This is a genomic window from Janthinobacterium sp. 344, from assembly GCF_900112025.1.
Lineage (GTDB): Bacteria > Pseudomonadota > Gammaproteobacteria > Burkholderiales > Burkholderiaceae_D > Janthinobacterium.
On record NZ_FOKL01000005.1, the window covers coordinates 199338 to 219298 of the forward strand.

Below are 19961 nucleotides of genomic sequence, written 5' to 3' on the forward strand. Positions count from 1 at the left end.
AGGGGTGGAGTCAAGCCTGCAGCACGTAGCTGCCCGGCGCATCGCCCAGCGCGGCGCCCATCGCCGGCGGCGCCACTTGCGCGCCCGAGCGTTCGGCCAGCCACGCCTGCCAGGCGGGCCACCACGAACCATCGTGGCGCGGCACGTCGCGCTGCCAGCTGTCCGCATCGACATAGGCATCGTCGTGGCGGTGCGTGGCCAGCTGGTAGCTGCGCCGCGGCTGGCCCGGCGGCGAGACGACGCCCGCGTTGTGGCCGCCCGAGGTGAGCAGGAAGGTGACATCCGTGTCCGTCAGCAGCTGCAGCTTGTACACGGAGCGCCATGGCGCCACGTGGTCCGTCACGGTGCCGACGGCGAAGATGGGCGCCTTGATGTCGGGCAGGGCGATGTGGCGGCCCGCCGTGCGGTAGCGGCCCTCGGCCAGGTCGTTGTGCAGGAACAGGCGGCGCAGGTATTCCGCGTGCATGCGGCAGGGCATGCGCGTGGCGTCCGCGTTCCACGCCATCAGGTCGCTGTCCTGCTCATCTTCACCCAGCAGGTAGTGGCGCAGGCGGCGCGACCATACCAGGTCGTTCGAGCGCAGCAGCTGGAAGGCGCCCGCCATCTGCTTCGTGTCGAGATAACCCTGCTTCCACATGGCCGCTTCGAGAAAGCTGACCTGGCTTTCGTCGATGAACAGCGACAGTTCGCCCGGTTCCTTGAAGTCCACCTGCGACGCCAGCAGGGTGAGGCTGGCCAGGCGCGCATCGCCGTCGCGCGCCATGCTGGCCGCGGCGATCGCCAGCAGGGTGCCGCCCAGGCAGTAGCCGACGGCGTGCACCTGCGGCGCGCCGGTGATGGCGCCCACCGCGTCGAGGGCACCCATGATGCCCAGCTGGCGGTAGTCTTCCAGCGACAGCTCGCGGTCTTCCTCGCCCGGGTTTTTCCATGAAATCATGAACACCGTGTGCCCCTGGCCCACCAGGTAGCGCACCAGCGAATTGTGCGGCGACAGGTCGAGAATATAAAACTTCATGATCCAGGCGGGCACGCACAGCACGGGCGTGGCATGCACGGTGCTGGTCGCCGGCGCGTACTGGATCAACTCGATCAAGTCATTGCGGTAGACCACCTTGCCCGGCGTGACGGCCACGTTTTCACCTGCCTTGTAAGGACGCTGGTCGGGCGCATGCGCGCCCATGGCGGCGCGCTGCCAGTCGTCGGCCAGGTGCGCCATGCCGCGCGCCAGATTGGCGCCGCCGCTTTCCACGGTGGCCTGCTGCACCACGGGATTGGTCAGCAGGAAGTTCGACGGCGCCAGCATGTCGAGCCACTGGCGCACGGTAAACGTGACGACATCCTCGTGATGGGGCGAGACGCCGCGCACGCCCGTGGTGGCGCGGTGCCACCACTGCTGCTGCAGCAGGAAGCCCTGGTAGACGAGGTTGTAGGGCCAGCGCCGCCAGGCCGGATCGTCGAAGCGCCGGTCCTGCGGCAGCGGGGCGATGCAGGGCGGTTCGCCGGCGCCGCCGGTCAGCGCCGATTGCACGGCGTATTGCTGCCAGCGCGCGATCTTCTTCCACGCTTCCTGCAGCAGCGTTTGCTGTTTGGATGGCGCCAGCGCCAGGTGGCTGAGCCAGTCGGCATACGCATTGCCCAGCGCCGCGGGGGAAATGCCGCCCGTGAATTTGCCCAGCCAGGCGTTCAGCAGCAAGTCCAGCGTGGCGCCGTCCGGCGCGCTTTCCGGGTAATCGGGCGGCGGCATGCCTTGCCAGGCGCTGCCCTGGCGCTCATGCTCCGCGGCGGGCGCCGCTGTTTTCTCGCTTGCCACCTGCTGCGTTCTGCTCATCCGGCACTCCTGTCATTTTTTTACAGGATAGCAAGAGCTTGTTCAAAAAATTATGATCTACATCAAGTTTGGCCGGATGCGTGGAGAGCCGCGCCCGCCTGCCGCGCGAAGAGGCTCAGCTGGGCCTCCAGCGCCGCGAGCCGTGCCCCCAGCGCCGATGCCGCCGCCGCCGGCGCTTCGCGCTCGATGGCCGCGGCGATGGCGACGGCGGGGACCGCGTGAAAGTTGCCCAGCAAACCGGCCAAGGCATGCGCCTGCCGGCTCACGGCGGGCCGGTCGTCGGCCTGCAGGGCGGCGCGCATGGCGTCCAGCTGGGCCGGCAAGCCGGCCAGGAATGCCGCGCCGATGATGGCGACGACGTCGGGGTCGGCGCCGGCCAGGGCCGCGCCGTAGTCGAAGCCGGCCTGGACCTGCATGGCCGCCGGCGCCCCGGCCGGAGGCGCGGCGGGGTCCGGCGCATGTTTCTCTATTTGCAACACGTGCTGCTGGATCAGGCTCTGGAAGGCGGCCGTGCGGAACGGCTTGGACAGGTAATCGTCCATGCCGCCGGCGATGCAGCGGTCGCGGTCGCCCTCGAAGGCGCTGGCCGTCATGGCGATGATGACGCTGCGCGGCATGCCATGCGCCTCGCGCTGGCGGATCTGCGCCGTCGCCTCGAAACCGCCCATTTCCGGCATCTGCAGGTCCATCAGGATCAGGTCGAAGTGGCCGGCGGCATGGCGCGCGAGCGCTTCGCGGCCATGCTCCGCGTGCGTGACCCGGTGGCCCGCATTGGTGAGCAGCACGGTGGCCAGTTCCCGGTTCATGGCATTGTCCTCGACCAGCAGGATCTCCAGGCTGGGCGTGCTTTCCCGCACGGCGTGGCGCGTCACCACGGGGGCGGCGCTGGGCAGGCCGCGGCAGGTGCCCAGCACGCTCAGGGTGACGCTCAGCAGCTCTTCCGGGCTGGCCGGCTTGAGCAGGTAGCCGTCGATGCCCAGTTCGCGGCAGCGCGCCGCGTCGCCCAGGCTGCCGCTCGACGACAGCATGACGATGGGCACCTGGCTCCAGTGGCGCAGGGCGGCCAGCGCCGCCGCCGTCTCGAAGCCATTCATGCCTGGCATGGCAAAGTCCATGATGATGCAGTCCGCCGGCCGTGCCGTGCTGCAGGCCTCGAGCGCCGCCTCGCCCGATTCGCAGGCGGTGACCGTGGCCCCGCCGTGCTCGAAGATCTTGCGCAGGATGGTCAGGCTGCTGGTATTGTCGTCGACCAGCAGGATGGCGCGCCCGGCCAGCGAGCTGCCGGGCGGCGGCAGGGGCAGGCGGTTCTCGCTGATGGGCAGGGCCAGCTCCACGCTGAAGCTGCTTCCCTTGCCCAGCTCGCTCGTCAGGCCGATGCTGCCTTGCATCATCGTTACCAGGCGGCGCGTGATCGACAGGCCCAGTCCCGTGCCGCCGAAGCGCCGCGTGGTCGAGCCGTCTTCCTGCTGGAAGGCGTCGAAGACGGCCTCCTGCATGTCGGCGGCGATGCCGATGCCGGTGTCGCGCACCTCCAGCCGCAAGCGCGCCATGCCGTCGCCGCTGGCCAGCAGCCGGGCGCTGACGATCACCTCGCCACGGGGCGTGAACTTGATGGCGTTGCCTGTCAGGTTGGTCAGCACCTGGCGCAGGCGGCCGGGATCGCCCAGCATGGTCTGCGGCAGCGCGGGGTCGAGATCGAGCACCAGTTCCAGGCCGCTGGACTGGGCCCGCATGGCATGCGCGCGCGTGGTTTCCTGCATCAGCTGGCGCAGGTTGAAGGGAATGCTTTCCAGGGTCAGCATGCCGGCCTCGATCTTCGAGAAGTCGAGGATGTCGTTGATGATGCACAGCAGGGCGTCGGCCGAGGCCTTGACGATTTCCAGGTATTTGCGCTGGTGCACGTCGAGCTCGGAATCGAGCACCAGGTCCGTCATGCCGAGGATGCCGTTCATCGGCGTGCGGATCTCGTGGCTCATGTTGGCCAGGAATTCGCTCTTCGAGCGGCTGGCCGATTCGGCCACTTCCTTGGCCTGCAGCAGGGCGCGTTCGGCCGCCTTCTGGCTGGAGATATCGACCAGGGTGCCCACCAGCCCGCTCAGGCTGCCATCCGATTTCAGCAGGGCGGCCTTGCTGAACAGCACATCGACCTGCCGCGCGCCGACGCTCAGCCGTTCCTCATACGTCTGGTTGCCCCGGTCCTGCAGCAGGCGCGCATCCTGCTGCGCCACCAGCTGCGCTTGCTGCGGCGGCAGGATGTCGGCCGCCGTCAGGCCCAGCAGGTCCGATTGGGCCAGGCCGAAGAAGGCGCAGAAGGCCCGGTTGGCGCGCAGGTAGCGGCCCTGCACGTCCTTCAGGTACAGGGGGATGGGGATGGTCTCGATCAGCGCGTCGACGAAATTGAGGTTGTGCTGCAGCTCGCGCGCCGCCAGGCGCCGCTCCGTGATGTCGGTCAGGCTGCCGGTGATGCCGGCCAGCCGCCCCAGGCCGTCGTGCTCGGCGCGCGCGCACACGTCGATCCAGCGCACGCTGCCATCGCGCGTGAGGTAGCGCGCTTCATGGCGCATGCTGTCCACCTGGCCCGACTGCAGCTGCGCCAGGCCGGCGGCGGCGCGGTCGCGGTCGCGCGCATCGATGAATTGCAGCACGTTCCGGCCCAGGCTGTCGGCGATGGAAAACCCGGTGATGGCATCCCAGGCGGGGTTGAGGAAGGTCCAGGCGCCGCTCAGGTCCGTGCGGAACACCACTTCATTGAGGCTGTTGACGACGTTGCGGTATTCGCGCTCGCTCTTCGCGATGGTTTCGGCCATGCGCTTGCTTTCGCTGATTTCCGTGCGGATGGCGATGTATTGATACGGCTTGCCGGCCGCATCGAGGAAGGGCACGATGGTGGCGTCGACCCAGTATTGCTGGCCGTCCTTGGCGTGATTGCAGATTTCGCCGTGCCACACCTGGCCCGTGGTGATGGTTTGCCACATCTGCGCGAAGAAGGCGTCCGGGTGCGCGTGCGAATTGATCAGGCGGTGGGTCTTGCCGATCAGCTCCTCGCGCGCATAGCCGCTGATGGCGCAGAACTTGTCGTTGACGTAGATGATGACGCCGGCCGTGTCGGTGATGCTGACAATGGCGTGCTGGTCCATCGCAAAGCGCTGGTTCAGCAGTTCGATGCGGCGCAGCTCCTGCTGCGCCACCAGCTCGGCCAGCAGCACCGACAGGCCCTCGATATCGCCGTCCTGCGGCAGATGCAGGCCGGAGTCGTCGTTGTCGAGCAGGCGCACGGCTGCCACGCGCAGCGACTGGATCACGCGGTTGCGGCTGGCAAGTTCCGCGCGCAGCAGGTCATTGGTCATGCTCAGTTCGGTGGAGCTGAGCTCCAGGCTGCGCGAGCGCAGGTCCAGGTCCCGCTCGGACTGGTCATAGGCGCTGTCGATGCGCAGCAGCAGGGCCGGCAGGCCGGCCAGGAAGCCCGCCAGTTCGGCGGGCGTGTCCGCCTGCCCGCACAGCGCCTGCGCCTGCTGCAGCAGGGCGGCGCGGGCGCCTTCCGAATCGATGTTGCAGACGCGGGTCAATTGGCGTGCCAGGGTGCGGTTCATGTTTCGCTCAGCACGGTCACGGTCATCGTCTGGTTGTGCAGCTGGCAGGCGCCGTGCGGCTGGGCGATGCCGATTTCGCCATTCGAGTAGAAACCGGCGATGCAGGTCGCCCCGCCGCCCAGCAGGTCGGCCACGGCTTCGACTTCTTCGTCGACCCGGTCGCCCATGACCAGCTTGCGCCCCACGCAGCTGACGAGCAGGGCCAGCGCGTCACCCTGCGCATCGGCGTGGCGCTGCACGCCGCGCGCCGCCGTTTCAGCCCCGTCGATCAGTTTATTGGTGCTCGAATGCATCAATTTCAGGTAGCCGTCGGCGAGGATGTCGCCGGCCAGGGTCAGCGAACCCTGTTCCTCGTCGACGGCGAGGATGGTGCGGAAGACATTGCTTTTCTCATGCGCGGCCGACAGCATTTCAAACGGAAACAGCAGCCCCGAACCGGGCAGGTCGCGCGCATGGTCGCCCAGGTACAGCTTGTAGATGTCCAGCGCCCGCGCGCCGTCCAGGCCGTACAGCACGTTGCCGACGCAACGCGTCACCTTGCGCGCGGGGCCGAACGCTTCCCAGCCCGCATGGCTGCCGTAGCCGAGTCGGATGCGTTCGCCGTACAGGCCGACGGCGACGACGGTATTGTCGGCCGCGCCGCGCGGACCCAGGGTCCATGTCTGGCGGAAGGCGCCGCCGTCGGCCGCCAGCCCGCCGGAGACCGTCACGCCCGGCGGCAGGTTCGCCTGCAGGCCGGCGATGAGCGCGCTGCCGTTGATGGCCACGCCCGTGCCCAGCATGAAGACGGCCGCCAGGCCATCCTGCGGCAGCGCCTGCGCCAGGCGCTCGCCCGTGTCGCGCGAGTCCGCCATGTCGCAGATGATGGCGTCGGCGATGGCCACCTCGGTGTGGGCAAAGCGGATGGCGGTGATGACGCAGCTGTCGTCGTAGACGCGCTTGCCGGCGATTTCGCCGGCCGTGGAGCAGCCGGCGATGACGGCCCCCGGCAACTGGCGGCGCAGCGCCGCGCTCAGGCCGGGCGCGGCAAAGTAGGCGCAGGCGCCGAAGACCAGCACCAGCTGCGGCCGCAGATCCGCCAGCGGCGCCAGGGCGGCATCGAAGTCGGCATGGTTTTTCAGGATCAGTTGTTGCACGCGCATGGCAGGTTCCTCGCTTAGAGTGGGTGGACGTGGGGATGGGGGGCGGGGTCCGGCAGGCTGTCGCGGATGGCCACCACCTCGTCCCAGGCGCCGAGGAAGGCGTCGATGCACAGCGGGCAAAAATGGCTGCCCCTGTTTTGCTGCAGGAACTGGCGCGCCTGCTCCAAGGGCCAGGCCGGCTTGTACGGGCGTTCCGAGCTGAGCGCGTCGAAGACGTCGGCCACGGCCACGATGCGCGCCGACAGCGGTATCTGTTCGCCCGCCAGGCCCCGCGGATAGCCGCTGCCGTCGTATTTCTCGTGGTGGCCGCAGGCGATTTCCTCGGCCAGGCGGATCAGCGGCGAATCGCTGCCGGCCAGGATCTGGCCGCCGATGGCCGCGTGCTGGCGCATGATGGCCATCTCCTCGGGGTCCAGCCGTCCCGGCTTGAGCAGGATGTGGTCGGGCGTGGCCAGCTTGCCCACGTCGTGCATGGGCGCCGCGTGGAGCAGCAGCTCCTGCCATTGCGTGTCCGTGCCCAGGTCCCTGGCGATGAGCGCCGAGTAGCGGGCCATGCGCATGATGTGGCCGCCCGTTTCCGGGTCGCGGAATTCGGCCGCCCTGGCCAGGCGCGTGACCAGTTCCATTTCACGTGCCGTGACGTTGGCGATGGCGCGGCGCACCTCGTGTTCGAGCAGCTTGGCATGGTCGGCCAGCATGGTTTGCGCCGTGCGCAAGGCCAGCAGGTTGCGTACCCGCAAACTGAATTCGATGGTGTCGATGGGTTTGGTCAGAAATTCCGTCACGCCCAGCGAAAAGGCTTCGTTGCGCACGGCGCGGTCATTTTCGGTGGTGACCATGATGATGGGGGTGTCGGCCATGCCGTCCATCTTGCGGAAAATGCGCAGAAACTCGTTGCCGGACAGATTGGGCATGCGGTAGTCGAGCAAGACCAGGTCCGGCACGTGCGATACGCACCAGTGCAGGGCGTCGACGGGGTCGCTCATGCAGACCGGCTCGATGTTGCTGGCCTTGCGCGCCAGCGTCGATAGCAGGCTCAGGTTGGTGTCGTTATCATCGACGATCAGGATGCTCATGGTGTCTCCGCGCGGGGCGCATTTCCGGTAGGGGGGGGCGGGTGGCGGACTCAGGCTGCCAGCTTGCCGCCGGCGTGCATGCCCATGCCCGCCAGCAGGCTGGCCATGTCGAGCACGATCAGCATGCGTTCGTCCAGCGTGCCGATGGCCGTCACGTGGCCGGCCATGGCCGAGCCGTCCAGCCGCGGCGGCGCCTTGAGCTGCGCCGGCGCCAGCGGCACCACGTCGGCCACGCGGTCGACCACGATGCCGGTGGCCCCCTGCGCGAAGATCAGGATGATGACCACCGTCGAGGCGTCATACGCGGGCTCGGCCTGGCCCAGGGCAATGCGTAGGTCGGCCAGCGGCACGATGCTGCCGCGCAGGTGAATGAAGCCCTTGAGGAAGGCGGGGGCGTTGGCGATGCGGGTCACGGCGCCGTAGCCGCGGATTTCCTGCACCAGGCCGATATCGATCGCGTACTCTTCCCGGCCCAGGCCAAAGACCAGCAATTCGCGTGCTCCCGCCTGTGCCAGCTGGCTGGTGGGTGCGGCATGTGTCGTGGACGTTTCCATGTGCTTGCTCCTGTCAGGTGATGCGGTGGTGGGTGCGGCTGCGCCGCTCAGGCTTGCTCGGTGCGGTTGCGGCCATGGTGCTTGGCCTGGTAGAGCGCGGCGTCGGCCCGCATGTAGCCTGCCTTCCAGTCGCCGTTGTCGGGCAGCGGTGCCAGGCCGATGCTGATCGTTACCGGAATGTGCAGCTTGCCGAAGTCGAAATGCGTCTCGGCCACGGCGCGGCGGATGCGCTCGGCCACCTGGCATGCCATGGCCATGTCCGTGTGCGGGAACAGGAAGCCGAATTCCTCGCCGCCCACGCGGGCGATGACATCCGAGGCCCGCGCCTGGAACTGGAACACGGCGGCGATGGCCTGCAGGACGGCGTCGCCGGCGGCATGGCCATGCTGGTCGTTGACGTGCTTGAAGAAATCGATGTCGGCGATGCCGATGGCCAGCGGGCTGCCGGCGCGCCTGGCCCGCGCCGACGAGCGCACGGCTTCGATCTCGAAGGCGCGGCGGTTGGGCAGATGGGTCAGCGGATCGCTCAGGGCGATGCGCTGCAGCTGCTGCCAGCGGGCCGCATTCTGCTGTTCCATGGCGCGTTCGTGGCGCTGGTCGATGAAAAAGGCCCCCAGGTAGTTCTCGTCGTCCAGCCTGCCCAGGTCCATGGCCTTGAGCATGATGGGCAGCATCGTGCCATCGCGGTGGCGGATGGCGAAATGGCGCTTGTGGCCCAGCACCCTGGATTTCTTGTGGTGGGCCAGGTACGCGCCGATCTGCGCGCCATGCTGCTCGCGCACGGCGTCGGGCAGCAGCGCCTCGATCTGCTGGCCCGGCAGGCTGCCCGGGGCATAGCCGCTCAGCGCATACATGGCGTCGTTCGCATAGCGGATGCGCGAGCCCGCATCGATGATGACGGCGGCATCATCGGCGGCGTCCAGCAGGCGCAAGGCCAGGATTTGGTTCATATTCGTCTCCCCTGCAAAGAAGGTGGAGCTGCCGGGCAGTCGAGGCAATCAGCTTTGCCGCATCGCCTGGCGTTCTCCTTTGAGCTCATCATACACCAAATAAAAATGATTTCAACGAATATTATGATTTTCATGATTTGTGTTGATTTTTTGAGCGACAGGGTCGCGCGCGAGCGGTGCTGCGGCCTTGCCGTCGCCGCGTCGGCCCTGTGGCGGGGCGCGTTTTTTCATGGCGCGGCTTGCCACCTGGGCGCAAAAAATCATTTTTATGTGTTTATTTATTGTATTTGGTAAATTTATGTAGCAAAATGCGCTGAAGACGCACCAGTCACGGTCGCTACAGGAGACGGACATGCATACGAGAATGTCGGCAAGCAGCAGCGTAGAGGCGGGCCAGGGCCACCCGCACCGGCCGGGCACGGGCGTGCGCCGTGCATCCGTGGCGCGCCTGAAGGCGATCGGCTACGTGCTGCTGTTGTTTGCCGTGGTGCCGGCCGAGGTCTGCATCGCCACGGGGCGCGCCGGCGTGCCGGCCCTGTTCAGCACCGCATGCGGCGTGGTGTCGTGCGTGGCCGCAACGGGCAAGCTGCGCGGCTGATGCCGGGCGCTTAAAACGCCTGGCTGGCGGCGTAAATCAGCACGCCGGCCAGGCCGCCCACGATGGTGCCGTTGATGCGGATGAATTGCAGGTCGCGGCCGATGGCCAGTTCGATGCGCTCGCTCATTTCTTCCTTGCTCCACAAGTCCAGGCGGCTGGCGATGAAGGCGCCCACCTCGCCCCGGTAGCGGCGCACCAGCGCGCCGCTGCCGGCGACGATGGCGCCGTTCAGCCATGCCCGCGCCGCCTGGTCCGCGCCCAGCACCTGGCCCGTGTTGCGCGCCAGGCTGGCGATCGCTTGCGCCAGTGCCGGCTGGTCGGCGTGCAGGTCGGTCAGCACGCGCGCGCGGATGGTGTCCCACAGCTCGCCCAGCATGGCTTGCACCGTGTCGCTGGCGACCAGCTGCAGCTGGTGGCGGCGCACCGTGTCCTGCCACTGCGGATCGGCCTTCAGGTGCAGGGCGCTGTCGGCGATCCAGCCGGCGATGCGCTGGCGCAGCGGGTGTTGCGGATCGAGGCGCACGGCGAGGGCGAATTTTTGCAGCGAGGCGATCATGCGCGGCTCATACGCCTTCACGGCCTTTTTCACCAGCGCGTTCTCGATCTGGAAGGCGCCCAGCACGAAGTCGCCGATGGCCGCGTGGTGGCGTTCGTCGTCCAGGTAGGCGGCGCTGCGGTCGAGCATGAAGTCCAGCAGCTGCTGCGGCTTGCCGTCGGCGATCAGCGCATCGATGCAGTCGGCCGCCACGTCCGACAGGTTCAATTGCGCCAGGTAGCCGCTGGCCTGCTGGCGCAGCAGGCGGCCCAGCGTGTCGTGGTCGGCCATCGCCAGCAGCTGTTTCGCCACGCCGGCGCCGGCCATGCCCAGCTGCCGCGCGTGGGCCTCGTGCATCAGCCAGGCCCCCAGGCGCGCGGCGGGATCGGCTTGCTCGATGCGCTCGGCGATGCCTTGCTCGGTGATGAAATGGTTTTCCACGAAGGCGCCCAGGCTGCGGCCGATGTCGGCCTTGCTGTTCGGGATGATGGCCGTATGCCACAGGGGGATGCCCAGCGGGTGGCGAAACAGGGCGACGACGGCGAACCAGTCGGCGATCGCGCCCACCATCGATGCTTCGGCGAATGCCTCCACATAGCCCCAGGCGGGGTGGCCGCCCCGCTGCGAGCGGGCCACGGCAAACACCAGCGCGGCCAGCAGCAGCAAGCCGGCGGCCAGCCACTGCATGCCGCGCAGGCGCGCGCGCTTGAGCTGGTCCGTGCTGTGGTCCAGCTGTTTGATGAGGTCGGGGGAGCGTTGCATGGATGGCGGCCTGCAGGGTTGCGAGACCGCCATCTTACGGCGCCGGCGGCGAAACGTGTCGCCGGCGTGGGGAATTACTGTGGCGGGTGCAGCAGCGAACGGCGGCGCGCGTAGCCGAAGTAGATGGCCAGGCCGATCACCAGCCAGATGGAAAACGCCACCCAGGTGATCCAGCTGAGGAAGGTCATCAGGCCCACGCAGAGGATGACGGCCAGCGCCGGCACGTACGGCACGCCAGGGCAGCGGAAGGCGCGCGGCAGGTCGGGACGGCGCTTGCGCAGCACCACCACGGCGACGGAGACCATGGTGAAGGCGGCCAGGGTGCCAATGTTGATCAGCTCGGCGAGGATGTTGAGCGGGATCGTGGCGGCGATCAGGCCGAAGACGATGCCCACCAGCCAGGTGGCGAAGAACGGCGTGTGGAAGCGCGGGTGCACGGTCGACAGGCGCTTGGGCAGCAGGCCGTCGCGCGACATGGCGAAGATGATGCGCGTCTGGCCGAAGGCCATCACCAGGATCACGGTGGTCATGCCGAGGATGGCGCCCAGGTCGACGAAGCCGGCGATCCAGTTTTCGCCCGCGTATTGCAGGGCCAGCGAAACGGGATGGTCGACGCCGAGGAATTTCTGGTACGGCACGATGCCCGTCATGATGGCCGACACCACCACGTACAGCACGGCGCACACGGCCAGGGAACCAATGATGCCGATCGGCAGGTCGCGCGACGGCTTCTTGACTTCCTCGGCGGCCGAGGTGACGGCGTCGAAGCCGATGAAGGCGAAGAAGACGAGGGCGGCGGCGCTCAGCATGCCGTGGTAGCCGAACGGCATGTAGGGCTGCCAGTTGGCCGGCTGCACGTGGCGCGCGCCGAAGAGGATGAACAGCAGCACCACGCCCACCTTGATGGCCACCATGATGTTGTTCAGGCGCGCCGATTCGCGCACGCCCCAGCCCAGCATGGCCGTCAAGGCCAGCATGATGACGAGGGCCGGCAGGTTGATGAAGGTGGTCACGCCGGGCAGCGCGCCGGGCGCGGCCGTCAGGGCCACGGGCAGCGCGATGCCAAAGCCCGACAGCAGCGACTGGAAGTAGCCGGACCAGCCGACGGAGACGGCGGCCGCGGCCAGGCCATATTCGAGCAGCAAGTCCCAGCCGATCATCCAGGCGGCCAGCTCGCCCAAGGTCGCATAGCTGTAGGTGTAGATGGAGCCGGCCACGGGCACGGTGGAGGCGAATTCCGCGTAGCACAGGGCGGCGAAGCAGCAGGCGACGGCGGCGACGACAAACGACAGCGACAGGGCGGGGCCGGCCGTCAGCGCACCCGTGCCGGTGAGCACGAAAATACCGGTGCCGACGATGGCGCCGATGCCCATCAGTACCAGGTCAAACGGCCCCAGCACCTTGGCCAGTCCTCCCGGCTTCTTGCTGTGGGCAATCATATCATCCAAATTCTTGGTTCTAAATAAGCTCACTGTGTCTCCTGGTGGTTTTTTGTCATGGCGCCATTGCCGCCTCGTGAGTGGCACGACGCAGGCAGATTCTAGCCCAGGCGCCCATGATTCCAGAAGGAAAAACGTACGGTGCCGTGCGCGCCAGCGCCGCGGCCTTGCCAGGCCGGCAAAAAAACAGCCCCGGGAGGCTGCGCCGGGGCTGGAAAGGAGACTGCTACAGTTGGTTACTCGGGCTTACCTGGAAAAGTGCGCCTCGATCTCTTCCAGCGTCTTGCCCTTGGTCTCCGGCAGCAAAAACGCGGCCGCCAGGAAATACAGCACGGTGCAGCCGGCGCCGAAGAAGAACAGGGTCGAGTAGCCGTGCAAGCCCACGGTCGGCAGGAAGATGGCGGCGATCACGGTCGAGACGAACTGGTTGACCAGCAGGGCGATGCTCATGCCGTTCGAGCGGATGCGCGTGGGCATCAGCTCGGACAGGGCCAGCCACACGCACACGCCCGGTCCCACGGCAAAGCTGGAAACAAACACGCAGATGGCGATCGCCACCAGCCAGCCGTGCGTGGACGAGGGCACGGGACCGAGGCTGGCCTTTTCGATGCGCAGCGGCGCCTCGCGCCCGGCGGCCGGGTCGGCGAACGGGTTCAGGTGCAGCTTGCGGAAGAACACGCCGATCACGCTGTCGGCCTGCACGGCGTCCTCGCGGGCGATCGTCACCTGGCGCAGCACGGGATCGTCGCTGCGCACGCTTTTCACGTTGGTGAACGGCCCGTAGGCGTAGGCGATGGTCAGCTGCTGCGGCGTGCCGTCGGCGGCCGCGCCCAGCGCCGCCAGCGTGGCCCCGTCCAGGTGCACCGTCAGGCCGTCGTTGTGCACCTGGGCGGTGATGGCGGGGCGCACGTCGGCCAGGTGCGCCTCGGCGCCGCGGAACAGCAGACCGGCCGCCAGCAGCGAGACGACGATGCCGCCCGTGCCCAGCATCAGCAGGAATTTGCGGCCCTTGCGGTCCACCAGCAGCACGGCCACCACCGTCATCACGGCATTGAGCACTTTCAGCAAGACGTCGGCCATGTTGGCCGAGGCGCCGGACAGGCCGGCCTGGTTGAGGATATTGACGACATAGGCGAGGATGGAATTGATGCCCGTCGCCTGCGTGCAGGCGAGGATCAGGCAAGCCAGCAGGAACGGCAGCACGTAGCGGCGGCTCAGCAGCGGGTCCTTCGCCCTGGCATGGCCGCCGGCCTTGGCCGCGTTCTCCGGCGTGTCGAGCATGTCGCGCAGTTCCAGGTCGGCGGCGGCGGGCAAGCGCGTGCGCAGCAGCGACTGGCGCGCCTGCTCGACGCGGCCACGGCGGGCCAGCCAGCGCGGCGATTCGGCCAGCAGCAGGGCGCCGATGGTAAACACCAGGCCCGGCGTCAGGCAGACCCAGAAGATGCTGCGCCAGGCGTGGTCCTTGGCGGTAAAAATGGCGGCGATGCGGCCCGCTTCCGGCAAGGCCTGTGCCGCCTGCGTGGCCGTTTCCACCGTCTGCGCCTGCAGCAGGCCGATCAGGGCGGCCGCCACCAGCCCGATGGTCAGCAGCAGCTGGAACAGCGCGGCGCCGCGGCCACGCTGTTGCGCGGGCAGGCATTCGGCCAGGTACAGGGGCACGACGACGCCGATCAAGCCGCCGCTGATGCCTTGCAGCAGACGGCCCAGCAGCAGCGGCGTGTAGCCGTCGGCCAGGGCGATCAGCGGGATGCTGGCGCTGAACAGGGCGCCGGCCAGGAACATCACCCAGCGCCGCCCCAGCAAGTCGGCCAGGGCGCCGGCGAACAGCGACGACAGGACGGAGCCGAGCAGCACGGCGGCGACGATAAAGCTCAGCTGCTGGGCCGTCAGTTTCCAGGCCAGCGAGGCCGTCGATTCCAGGTAGGGCAGGGCACCGGCGATGATGCCGATGTCTATGCCGTACAGCAATCCCCCCATGCCGGCAATAAATAGCAGGTAGCGCATGGCCCACACGGGGGCCTTGTGTGACGTGTCGTGCATGAAAACTCCGGGACGGGGTTGAGGTGGGTGGTAGGGGTCTAGCGGGTGGAAAGATCGATGGCCGCGCCTTCGACGAAGACGGACACTGGCTGCAAATGGGCGTCGAGGACGACGATATCGGCCCAGGCGCCGGGCGCCAGGCGGCCCCGTTCGGATTCGCCCAGGTAATCGGCGGGGTACAGCGACAAACGGTGCGAGGCGTCGGCCAGGTCCAGGCCCAGCTCGACGAAATTGCGCAGGGCCTGGTCCATGGTCAGCACGCTGCCGGCCAGGGAGCCCGTGGCCAGGCGCACGCAGCCCAGGCATTTGTAGACGCGCTGCGTGCCCAGGCCGTATTCGCCATCGGGCATGCCGGTGGCCGAGGTGGCGTCCGTCACGCCGTACAGGCGCGGGATGGCGCGCAGGGCCGCGCGCAGGGCGCCCTTGGCCACGTGCTGCAGGTCGGGGATGATTTCCGCGTATTCGGCATGCGCCAGCGCCGCGCCCACCATGCCCGGGTCGTAGTGCGTCATGCCCGTCATGCCGTTGTACAGGTGGGTGAAGCCGGAAACGCCGGCCTTGAGCGCGGCCACGCCTTCGTCATACGTGCCGGCGCTGTGGCCGATCTGCACGCGGATGCCCATCGCCGCCAGTTGCGGGATCAGTTCCAGGTGGCCGGGGATTTCCGGCGCCATGGTCAGCACCTTGATGGGGGCGATGGCGTGGAAGCGCTGCACCAGCGCCAGGCTGGCCTGCACCACGTCGGGCGGCTGCGCGCCGAGGCGGTGCAGATTCAGGAACGGGCCTTCCAGGTGCACGCCCAGCATGCGCGCGCCATTGGCGGGACGCTCGGCGATGACGCCGGCCAGCCCTTGCAGGGCGCGCACGATGGACGGCTCCTTGGCCGTCAGGGTGGTGCCCAGCAGGGCCGTGGTGCCGTGGCGCGCGTGCACTTGCGCCACGCTGGCGCCGGCGTTGCCGCCTTCCATGATGTCGACGCCGGCCGCGCCATGCACGTGCAGGTCGATAAAACCGGGCAAAATGGTCAGCGCGCTGTCGGCGGCAGGGTCTTCCTGTATCTGGACGATACGCTGGTCAAAAGTGATGGTGCCCGTGATCCAGCCAGATGGGGTAAGGATTCTGCCGCTCAGCATGTGTTATTCCGCTATAAAAAGTTCGATGCCCAGCTTGTGCAGCCCTTCGCGGTATTCCTGGCTGATGCTGGCATCGGTGATGACGGTATCGACGCGGTCCAGCTGCACGATGCGGTGCAGGCTGACGCGGCCGAACTTGGAGGCGTCCGTGAGGACGATGATTTTCTTCGCCCGTTCCACCATCTTGTGGTTCAGGCTTGCTTCCGCTTCGTGGTGGGTGGTGACGCCAAACTGCAGGTCGAAGCCGTCCACGCCCAGGAACAGCTTGTCGAAGCTGTAGGCTTGCAGACAGGTCTCGGCCTGGCTGCCCTGGATCGACAGCGACTGCTTGCGCAGCAGGCCGCCCGTGAGGATCAGGTCCACGCCGGGCGCGTCGGCCAGCTCCCACGCGATGTTCAGGCCATTCGTGGCCACCGTCACGCCGGTGGCGTCGCGCAAATGGCGCGCCAGCGAGATGGTGGTGGTGCCCGAGTCGATGATGATGTTGTCGCCCGGTTCCACCAGCCGCGCCGCATACGCGCCGATGCGCTCCTTCTGCTCGTGGTTGATGGCATCCTTCTGGCGTATCGTGTGCTCGGGCGGCGGCGTGCGCGTCAGCGTGGCGCCGCCGTGGCTGCGCGTGGCCATGCCTTGCGCTTCCAGCGCATTCAGGTCGCTGCGGATGGTGACAGCGGACACGCCGAGCTTTTCCACCAGATCGGTCACTTGCACCGAGCCCTGCTGGGCAAGCATTTGGAGGATGGATTCACGGCGTTGGCTGGTATTTCGCATGGTGGCGGGCTCAGTAAAAAAATGAAAATACCGAGCTTAACAGATTGCCGCTTCGGCAATGGCGGCCACTGCCGCATTGCGGTTGCAGGCGCGCGCATATTGCGCCAGCAGGCTGCCGATCTTGTGCTCGATCAGGGCCGGCGCCTTGGCTGCCAGGCTGCCCTGCACCACGGCCAGATACTGCTCCGGCAAGTGCTGGCTCAGCAGCGGCAACGGAATCGCCACGGCGTCCAGGTTGGCCAGCAGCTTGCCGACGGCGGCCGCCACGTCCGGTTCGCCCCAGTAATAGCGGCAACGGTCGCTCAAGCCGTAGCGGCGCATCAATCGCTGTTCTTCCGGCGTGCCCAGGTAATGCTTGATCCAGTTCTTCGGCTTGGCCACCATCACATCGTCGAGCACCTGCATCAGCTGCGAGGTGGCGGGCGCCGGCAGCAGTTCTTCCTCGATCTGGCACAGGGCGAACAGCGCTTCGCGCAGGGCGAAGGTGGCGGCCGGGCCCACTTTCAGGATGGCGAAATGGTCGCGCACCATGGCGTGCAGGGCCGATTCGCGCTGGTAGTCGGTGGAGTGGGCTTCAAACACGAGACCCGGCTGCTCGGCGACAAAGGCCGACAGCTCGGCGGCGGCTTCGGCGTCGTAATGCTGGATGCTGTTCTGGTCGAAATCGACGCCCGGCTGCACCACCATGGCGATGACGCGGCGCCAGGCGCCGTGCAGGCCGTTGTCGAGGAATGCGCGGCAATGCACGTCGAGCGTGCGGCGCGCCGCTTGCGGGCTGGTGACGGCGCCGGCCTGCGCCAACGACGCTTCGCCGCCGGGAATCGGCACTTCCGTGCCGATCACGTAGACGGGCGGCGTGAAGCCGGCGGCGGCGGCGGCCGCTTCGGCGACGATGCACAGGCGCGCCGAACGGGCGGCCACGGTTTCATCGTCGAGCTGCAAGGGGTCATCAGCGCAGCGCATGCTGCAATCGAGGTGGATCTTGTGGAAGCCGGCCGACGCATACGCGGCGATCAGGGTCTCGGCGTGGTCCATGGCGGTGGCCGCATCGAGATGCTGCCAGGCGTTCGGCCCCAGGTGGTCGCCGCCCAGCACCAGGCGCTCGGCCGGGAAACCCTGTTCCCTGGCCATGGCCAGCATGCTGTCGCGGAAGACGGCTGGCGTCATGCCCGTGTAGCCGCCGAACTGGTCGACCTGGTTCGAGGTCGCCTCGACCAGCAGCACCGTGTCGTAGTCGAGCGCCACGCGCATGGCGGCGCGCAGCACGCTGGGGTGGCTGCAGCAGACGGCGTACAGGCCCACGGCTTCGCCGCGGCGGTGCGCCTTGATCACTTGCTGGATGGGCGACAGGGTAAAACTCGGGTTGTCCACTTGGTTCATCGTTCTCAAGCCTTTGTTTGTTGTCGGATCAAAAGGGCCGCGCCGCGCGCGCCGCCGGCGTCGCCAAAGCGGGGCGGCAGGATGGGCGGCACGTGCACGCCGGGGAACAGGTGGCGCTTCACGGCGGCCGGCAGCCTGTCGTACAAATGCGGCAGCTTGGACAGGCCGCCGCCAAGCACGATGGCGTGCGGGTCATAGGCCAGCACCAGGCCGGCCAGCGCATGGCCAAGCAGATCGAGGTGCACGGCCACCGTGCGTTCGGCCACGGCGTCGCCCATGTTGGCGCGCGCGACGATGGCCAGGGGCTCGGCGCCGTCGCCGCCGAAATGCGCATGCAGCTTGCGCATGGCGGGGCCGGAGACGTAGCGCTCCAGGCAGCCCGCCTTGCCGCACGGGCAGGCATAGTCCATCAGGCCGTGCTGCGCCAGCAGGGTGGCGGGCAGGCTCCAGTGGCCCCATTCGCCGGCCACGCCATTGAAGCCGCGCAGCAGCTGGCCGCCCACGCAGTAGCCGCCGCCGGCGCCCGTGCCGAGGATGGCGCCGAACATGCTGGCGGCATGGTCGGCCGCGCCGCCCTGCGCTTCCGACAGGGCGAAGCACTGGCAATCATTGCCGATGGCGACGGGGCGCTGCAAGGCCTGCTGCAGGGTTTGCGCCACCAGGCGGCCATTCAGGGCCGGCACGTTGGAACTGAGCTGGCGGCCGCTGGCGCTGTCGATCACGCCGGGCAGGCCGATGCCGACGGGCGCCGTCACGCCCAGGGCGGCGTCGCCGCGCGCCACCAGGCCGGTGACGGCTTGCACGAAGGCGTTGAAATCGTCGCCCGGCGTGGCGACCCGTTCGCGGAAGACTTCTTCCAGCGCGCCGTCGCGGTCGGCGAAGGCCACCAGCTCCATCTTGCTGCCGCCGATGTCGATGCCGTGAAAGCCTTGCACGTGATTAGAATTGCTCATGGCCATAGATGGTGACGCCCTGCACGACACGGTTGACGATGCCGCCGGCGAATGGATTGTCGGGACGCAGTTGCAGCAGCGCGGACTGGTGCAGCGCGTATTGCTGCGCCATCAGCAGCCACAGTGGCGCCAGCCAGGCGTCGGGCCAGGCCGGCGCGTCTGCCGACAGGTCGCCGCCGATGCCCACCGTCAGGCAGCGCTGCGCCACGCTGTCGCGCTGCAGTTCCTGCAGCAAGTCGTCTTCGTATTGGCGCGCCAGCGGCTTGCTGCTGCGTAGCAGGATCACCAGCGACTGCGTGGTGACGGCCGATTTCGGGCCATGGCGGAAACCCAGCGGCGTATTCGCCATGGCCATCACGCGCCCGCCCGTCAGTTCGAGGATTTTCAGGGCCGCTTCCTTGGCCAGCGCTTCCAGCGGGCCGCTGCCCAGGTACACGACGCGCTGCACCGGTGCCGAGCCCAGCTCCGCCACGGGCGCCGACCAGTCGCGCAGGGCTTGTTCGCCCAGCTGCGCCAGCGTGTCCAGGCGCCTCACATCCGACTCCTTGCCCAGCACCGACAGGGCCGCCAGCAGCATGCTGCTAAAGCTGCTGGTCATGGCGAAGCCGCGGTCGCAGCTGCCTTCCGGCATCAGCAGGTTATAGGTGTTGGCGTCGCTGGCGCCCTGGCGCGCCAGCTTGCCGTCCGCGTTGCAGGTGATGTTCAGGAAGCGCGCGCCGGGCACGACCTGGCGCAGCAGCTCCACGGCCGCCAGGCTTTCCGGGCTGTCGCCGCTACGGGCGAACGACACGAGCAGGGTGGGCGCGTGCGCTTCCAGGTACAGCTCGTGGTGCGTCAGCAACGTCGTGGTGGCGATGGCGCGGATCTGCGCGGGCCAGGCTGCATTCAAGGTATCGACGACGATCTCGCCCACATAGGCCGAGCTGCCGGCGCCCGTCAGGATCACGCGCTGTGCCGGATCGGACAGCGCGTCGCCCAGGAAGGCGGCCAGGCTGGCCTGTTCGTTGCGCAGGGTGGCGGCCAGCGCGCGCCAGATGGCGGGCTGGTGGGCGATTTCCTCGGCCGTGTGCAGGCCGCCGATGTCGCGCCAGGATTGAATGTCACGCTGAAGAAGGGTAGTCATGGGAGGTCAGTAAAGTGTTTGTTGTGAGAAAGCATAAATACTAAATTTCGAAAAGTCAAATACGAAAGTAAAACGAAAGTAAATAGT

At 67.8% G+C, this 19961-nt stretch carries 15 protein-coding genes; 1 reads left to right on the forward strand and 14 read right to left on the reverse strand.

Going from position 1 to position 19961, the window contains the following annotated elements:
- Positions 1–10: 10 nt before the first annotated feature.
- The 6 genes from BM193_RS15390 to BM193_RS15415 all read right to left on the reverse strand — a co-directional run bounded on the left by BM193_RS15390 (position 11) and on the right by BM193_RS15415 (position 9140).
- Complete coding sequence (locus BM193_RS15390; protein WP_092798015.1) at positions 11–1744, reverse strand: PHA/PHB synthase family protein; 1734 nt, start codon at positions 1742–1744, stop codon at positions 11–13.
- Between the two features lie 146 nt (positions 1745–1890).
- Positions 1891–5418: a PAS domain-containing hybrid sensor histidine kinase/response regulator gene (locus BM193_RS15395; RefSeq protein ID WP_092797350.1), complete on the reverse strand. Its 3528-nt coding sequence runs from the start codon at positions 5416–5418 to the stop codon at positions 1891–1893.
- The gene (locus tag BM193_RS15400) at positions 5415–6560 is read right to left on the reverse strand and encodes an FIST signal transduction protein (protein ID WP_092797351.1); all 1146 of its coding nucleotides are present in this window, start codon (positions 6558–6560) and stop codon (positions 5415–5417) included. Before BM193_RS15400 ends, BM193_RS15395 begins: the two co-directional genes overlap by 4 nt.
- Positions 6561–6574: 14 nt before the next feature.
- Entirely contained in the window at positions 6575–7636 is a 1062-nt protein-coding gene (locus BM193_RS15405) for an HD domain-containing phosphohydrolase (protein ID WP_092797352.1), read from the reverse strand.
- A gap of 50 nt (positions 7637–7686) precedes the next feature.
- Positions 7687–8190 carry a chemotaxis protein CheW gene (locus BM193_RS15410; protein ID WP_092797353.1) on the reverse strand — a complete coding sequence of 168 codons (504 nt, stop codon included), beginning with the start codon at positions 8188–8190 and terminating at the stop codon, positions 7687–7689.
- A gap of 47 nt (positions 8191–8237) precedes the next feature.
- A complete protein-coding gene (locus tag BM193_RS15415) occupies positions 8238–9140 on the reverse strand; it encodes a GGDEF domain-containing protein (protein WP_092797354.1) in 903 nt (300 codons plus the stop codon).
- A 352-nt stretch (positions 9141–9492) separates the two neighbouring features.
- Between BM193_RS15415 and BM193_RS15425 the strand changes: the two genes are divergently transcribed.
- Complete coding sequence (locus BM193_RS15425; RefSeq protein WP_139176092.1) at positions 9493–9738, forward strand: hypothetical protein; 246 nt, start codon at positions 9493–9495, stop codon at positions 9736–9738.
- A 10-nt stretch (positions 9739–9748) separates the two neighbouring features.
- Here the strand turns inward: BM193_RS15425 and BM193_RS15430 are convergent, their stop codons facing one another.
- The 8 genes from BM193_RS15430 to BM193_RS15465 all read right to left on the reverse strand — a co-directional run bounded on the left by BM193_RS15430 (position 9749) and on the right by BM193_RS15465 (position 19874).
- A complete protein-coding gene (locus tag BM193_RS15430) occupies positions 9749–11035 on the reverse strand; it encodes a DUF445 domain-containing protein (protein WP_092797357.1) in 1287 nt (428 codons plus the stop codon).
- 74 nt (positions 11036–11109) lie between these two features.
- Complete coding sequence (locus BM193_RS15435) at positions 11110–12507, reverse strand: branched-chain amino acid transporter BcaP (RefSeq protein ID WP_092797358.1); 1398 nt, start codon at positions 12505–12507, stop codon at positions 11110–11112.
- 213 nt (positions 12508–12720) lie between these two features.
- Positions 12721–14514, reverse strand: coding sequence for an MFS transporter (locus tag BM193_RS15440; protein ID WP_092797359.1), 1794 nt, complete (start codon positions 14512–14514; stop codon positions 12721–12723).
- Positions 14515–14552: 38 nt separating this feature from the next.
- The gene (locus BM193_RS15445; protein WP_092797360.1) at positions 14553–15647 is read right to left on the reverse strand and encodes an N-acetylglucosamine-6-phosphate deacetylase; all 1095 of its coding nucleotides are present in this window, start codon (positions 15645–15647) and stop codon (positions 14553–14555) included.
- Between the two features lie 3 nt (positions 15648–15650).
- Entirely contained in the window at positions 15651–16418 is a 768-nt protein-coding gene (locus BM193_RS15450) for a DeoR family transcriptional regulator (RefSeq protein WP_070223655.1), read from the reverse strand.
- Between the two features lie 36 nt (positions 16419–16454).
- Positions 16455–17798 (reverse strand): D-tagatose-bisphosphate aldolase, class II, non-catalytic subunit, encoded by a 1344-nt coding sequence (locus BM193_RS15455; protein ID WP_217638443.1) that lies wholly within the window; start codon positions 17796–17798, stop codon positions 16455–16457.
- 5 nt (positions 17799–17803) lie between these two features.
- Positions 17804–18751: an ROK family protein gene (locus tag BM193_RS15460; RefSeq protein WP_092798017.1), complete on the reverse strand. Its 948-nt coding sequence runs from the start codon at positions 18749–18751 to the stop codon at positions 17804–17806.
- On the reverse strand, positions 18738–19874 hold the full coding sequence (locus BM193_RS15465) for an AgaS family sugar isomerase (RefSeq protein WP_092797361.1): 1137 nt from the start codon (positions 19872–19874) through the stop codon (positions 18738–18740). The genes BM193_RS15460 and BM193_RS15465 overlap by 14 nt, the downstream gene beginning before the upstream one ends.
- Positions 19875–19961 lie beyond the last annotated feature (87 nt).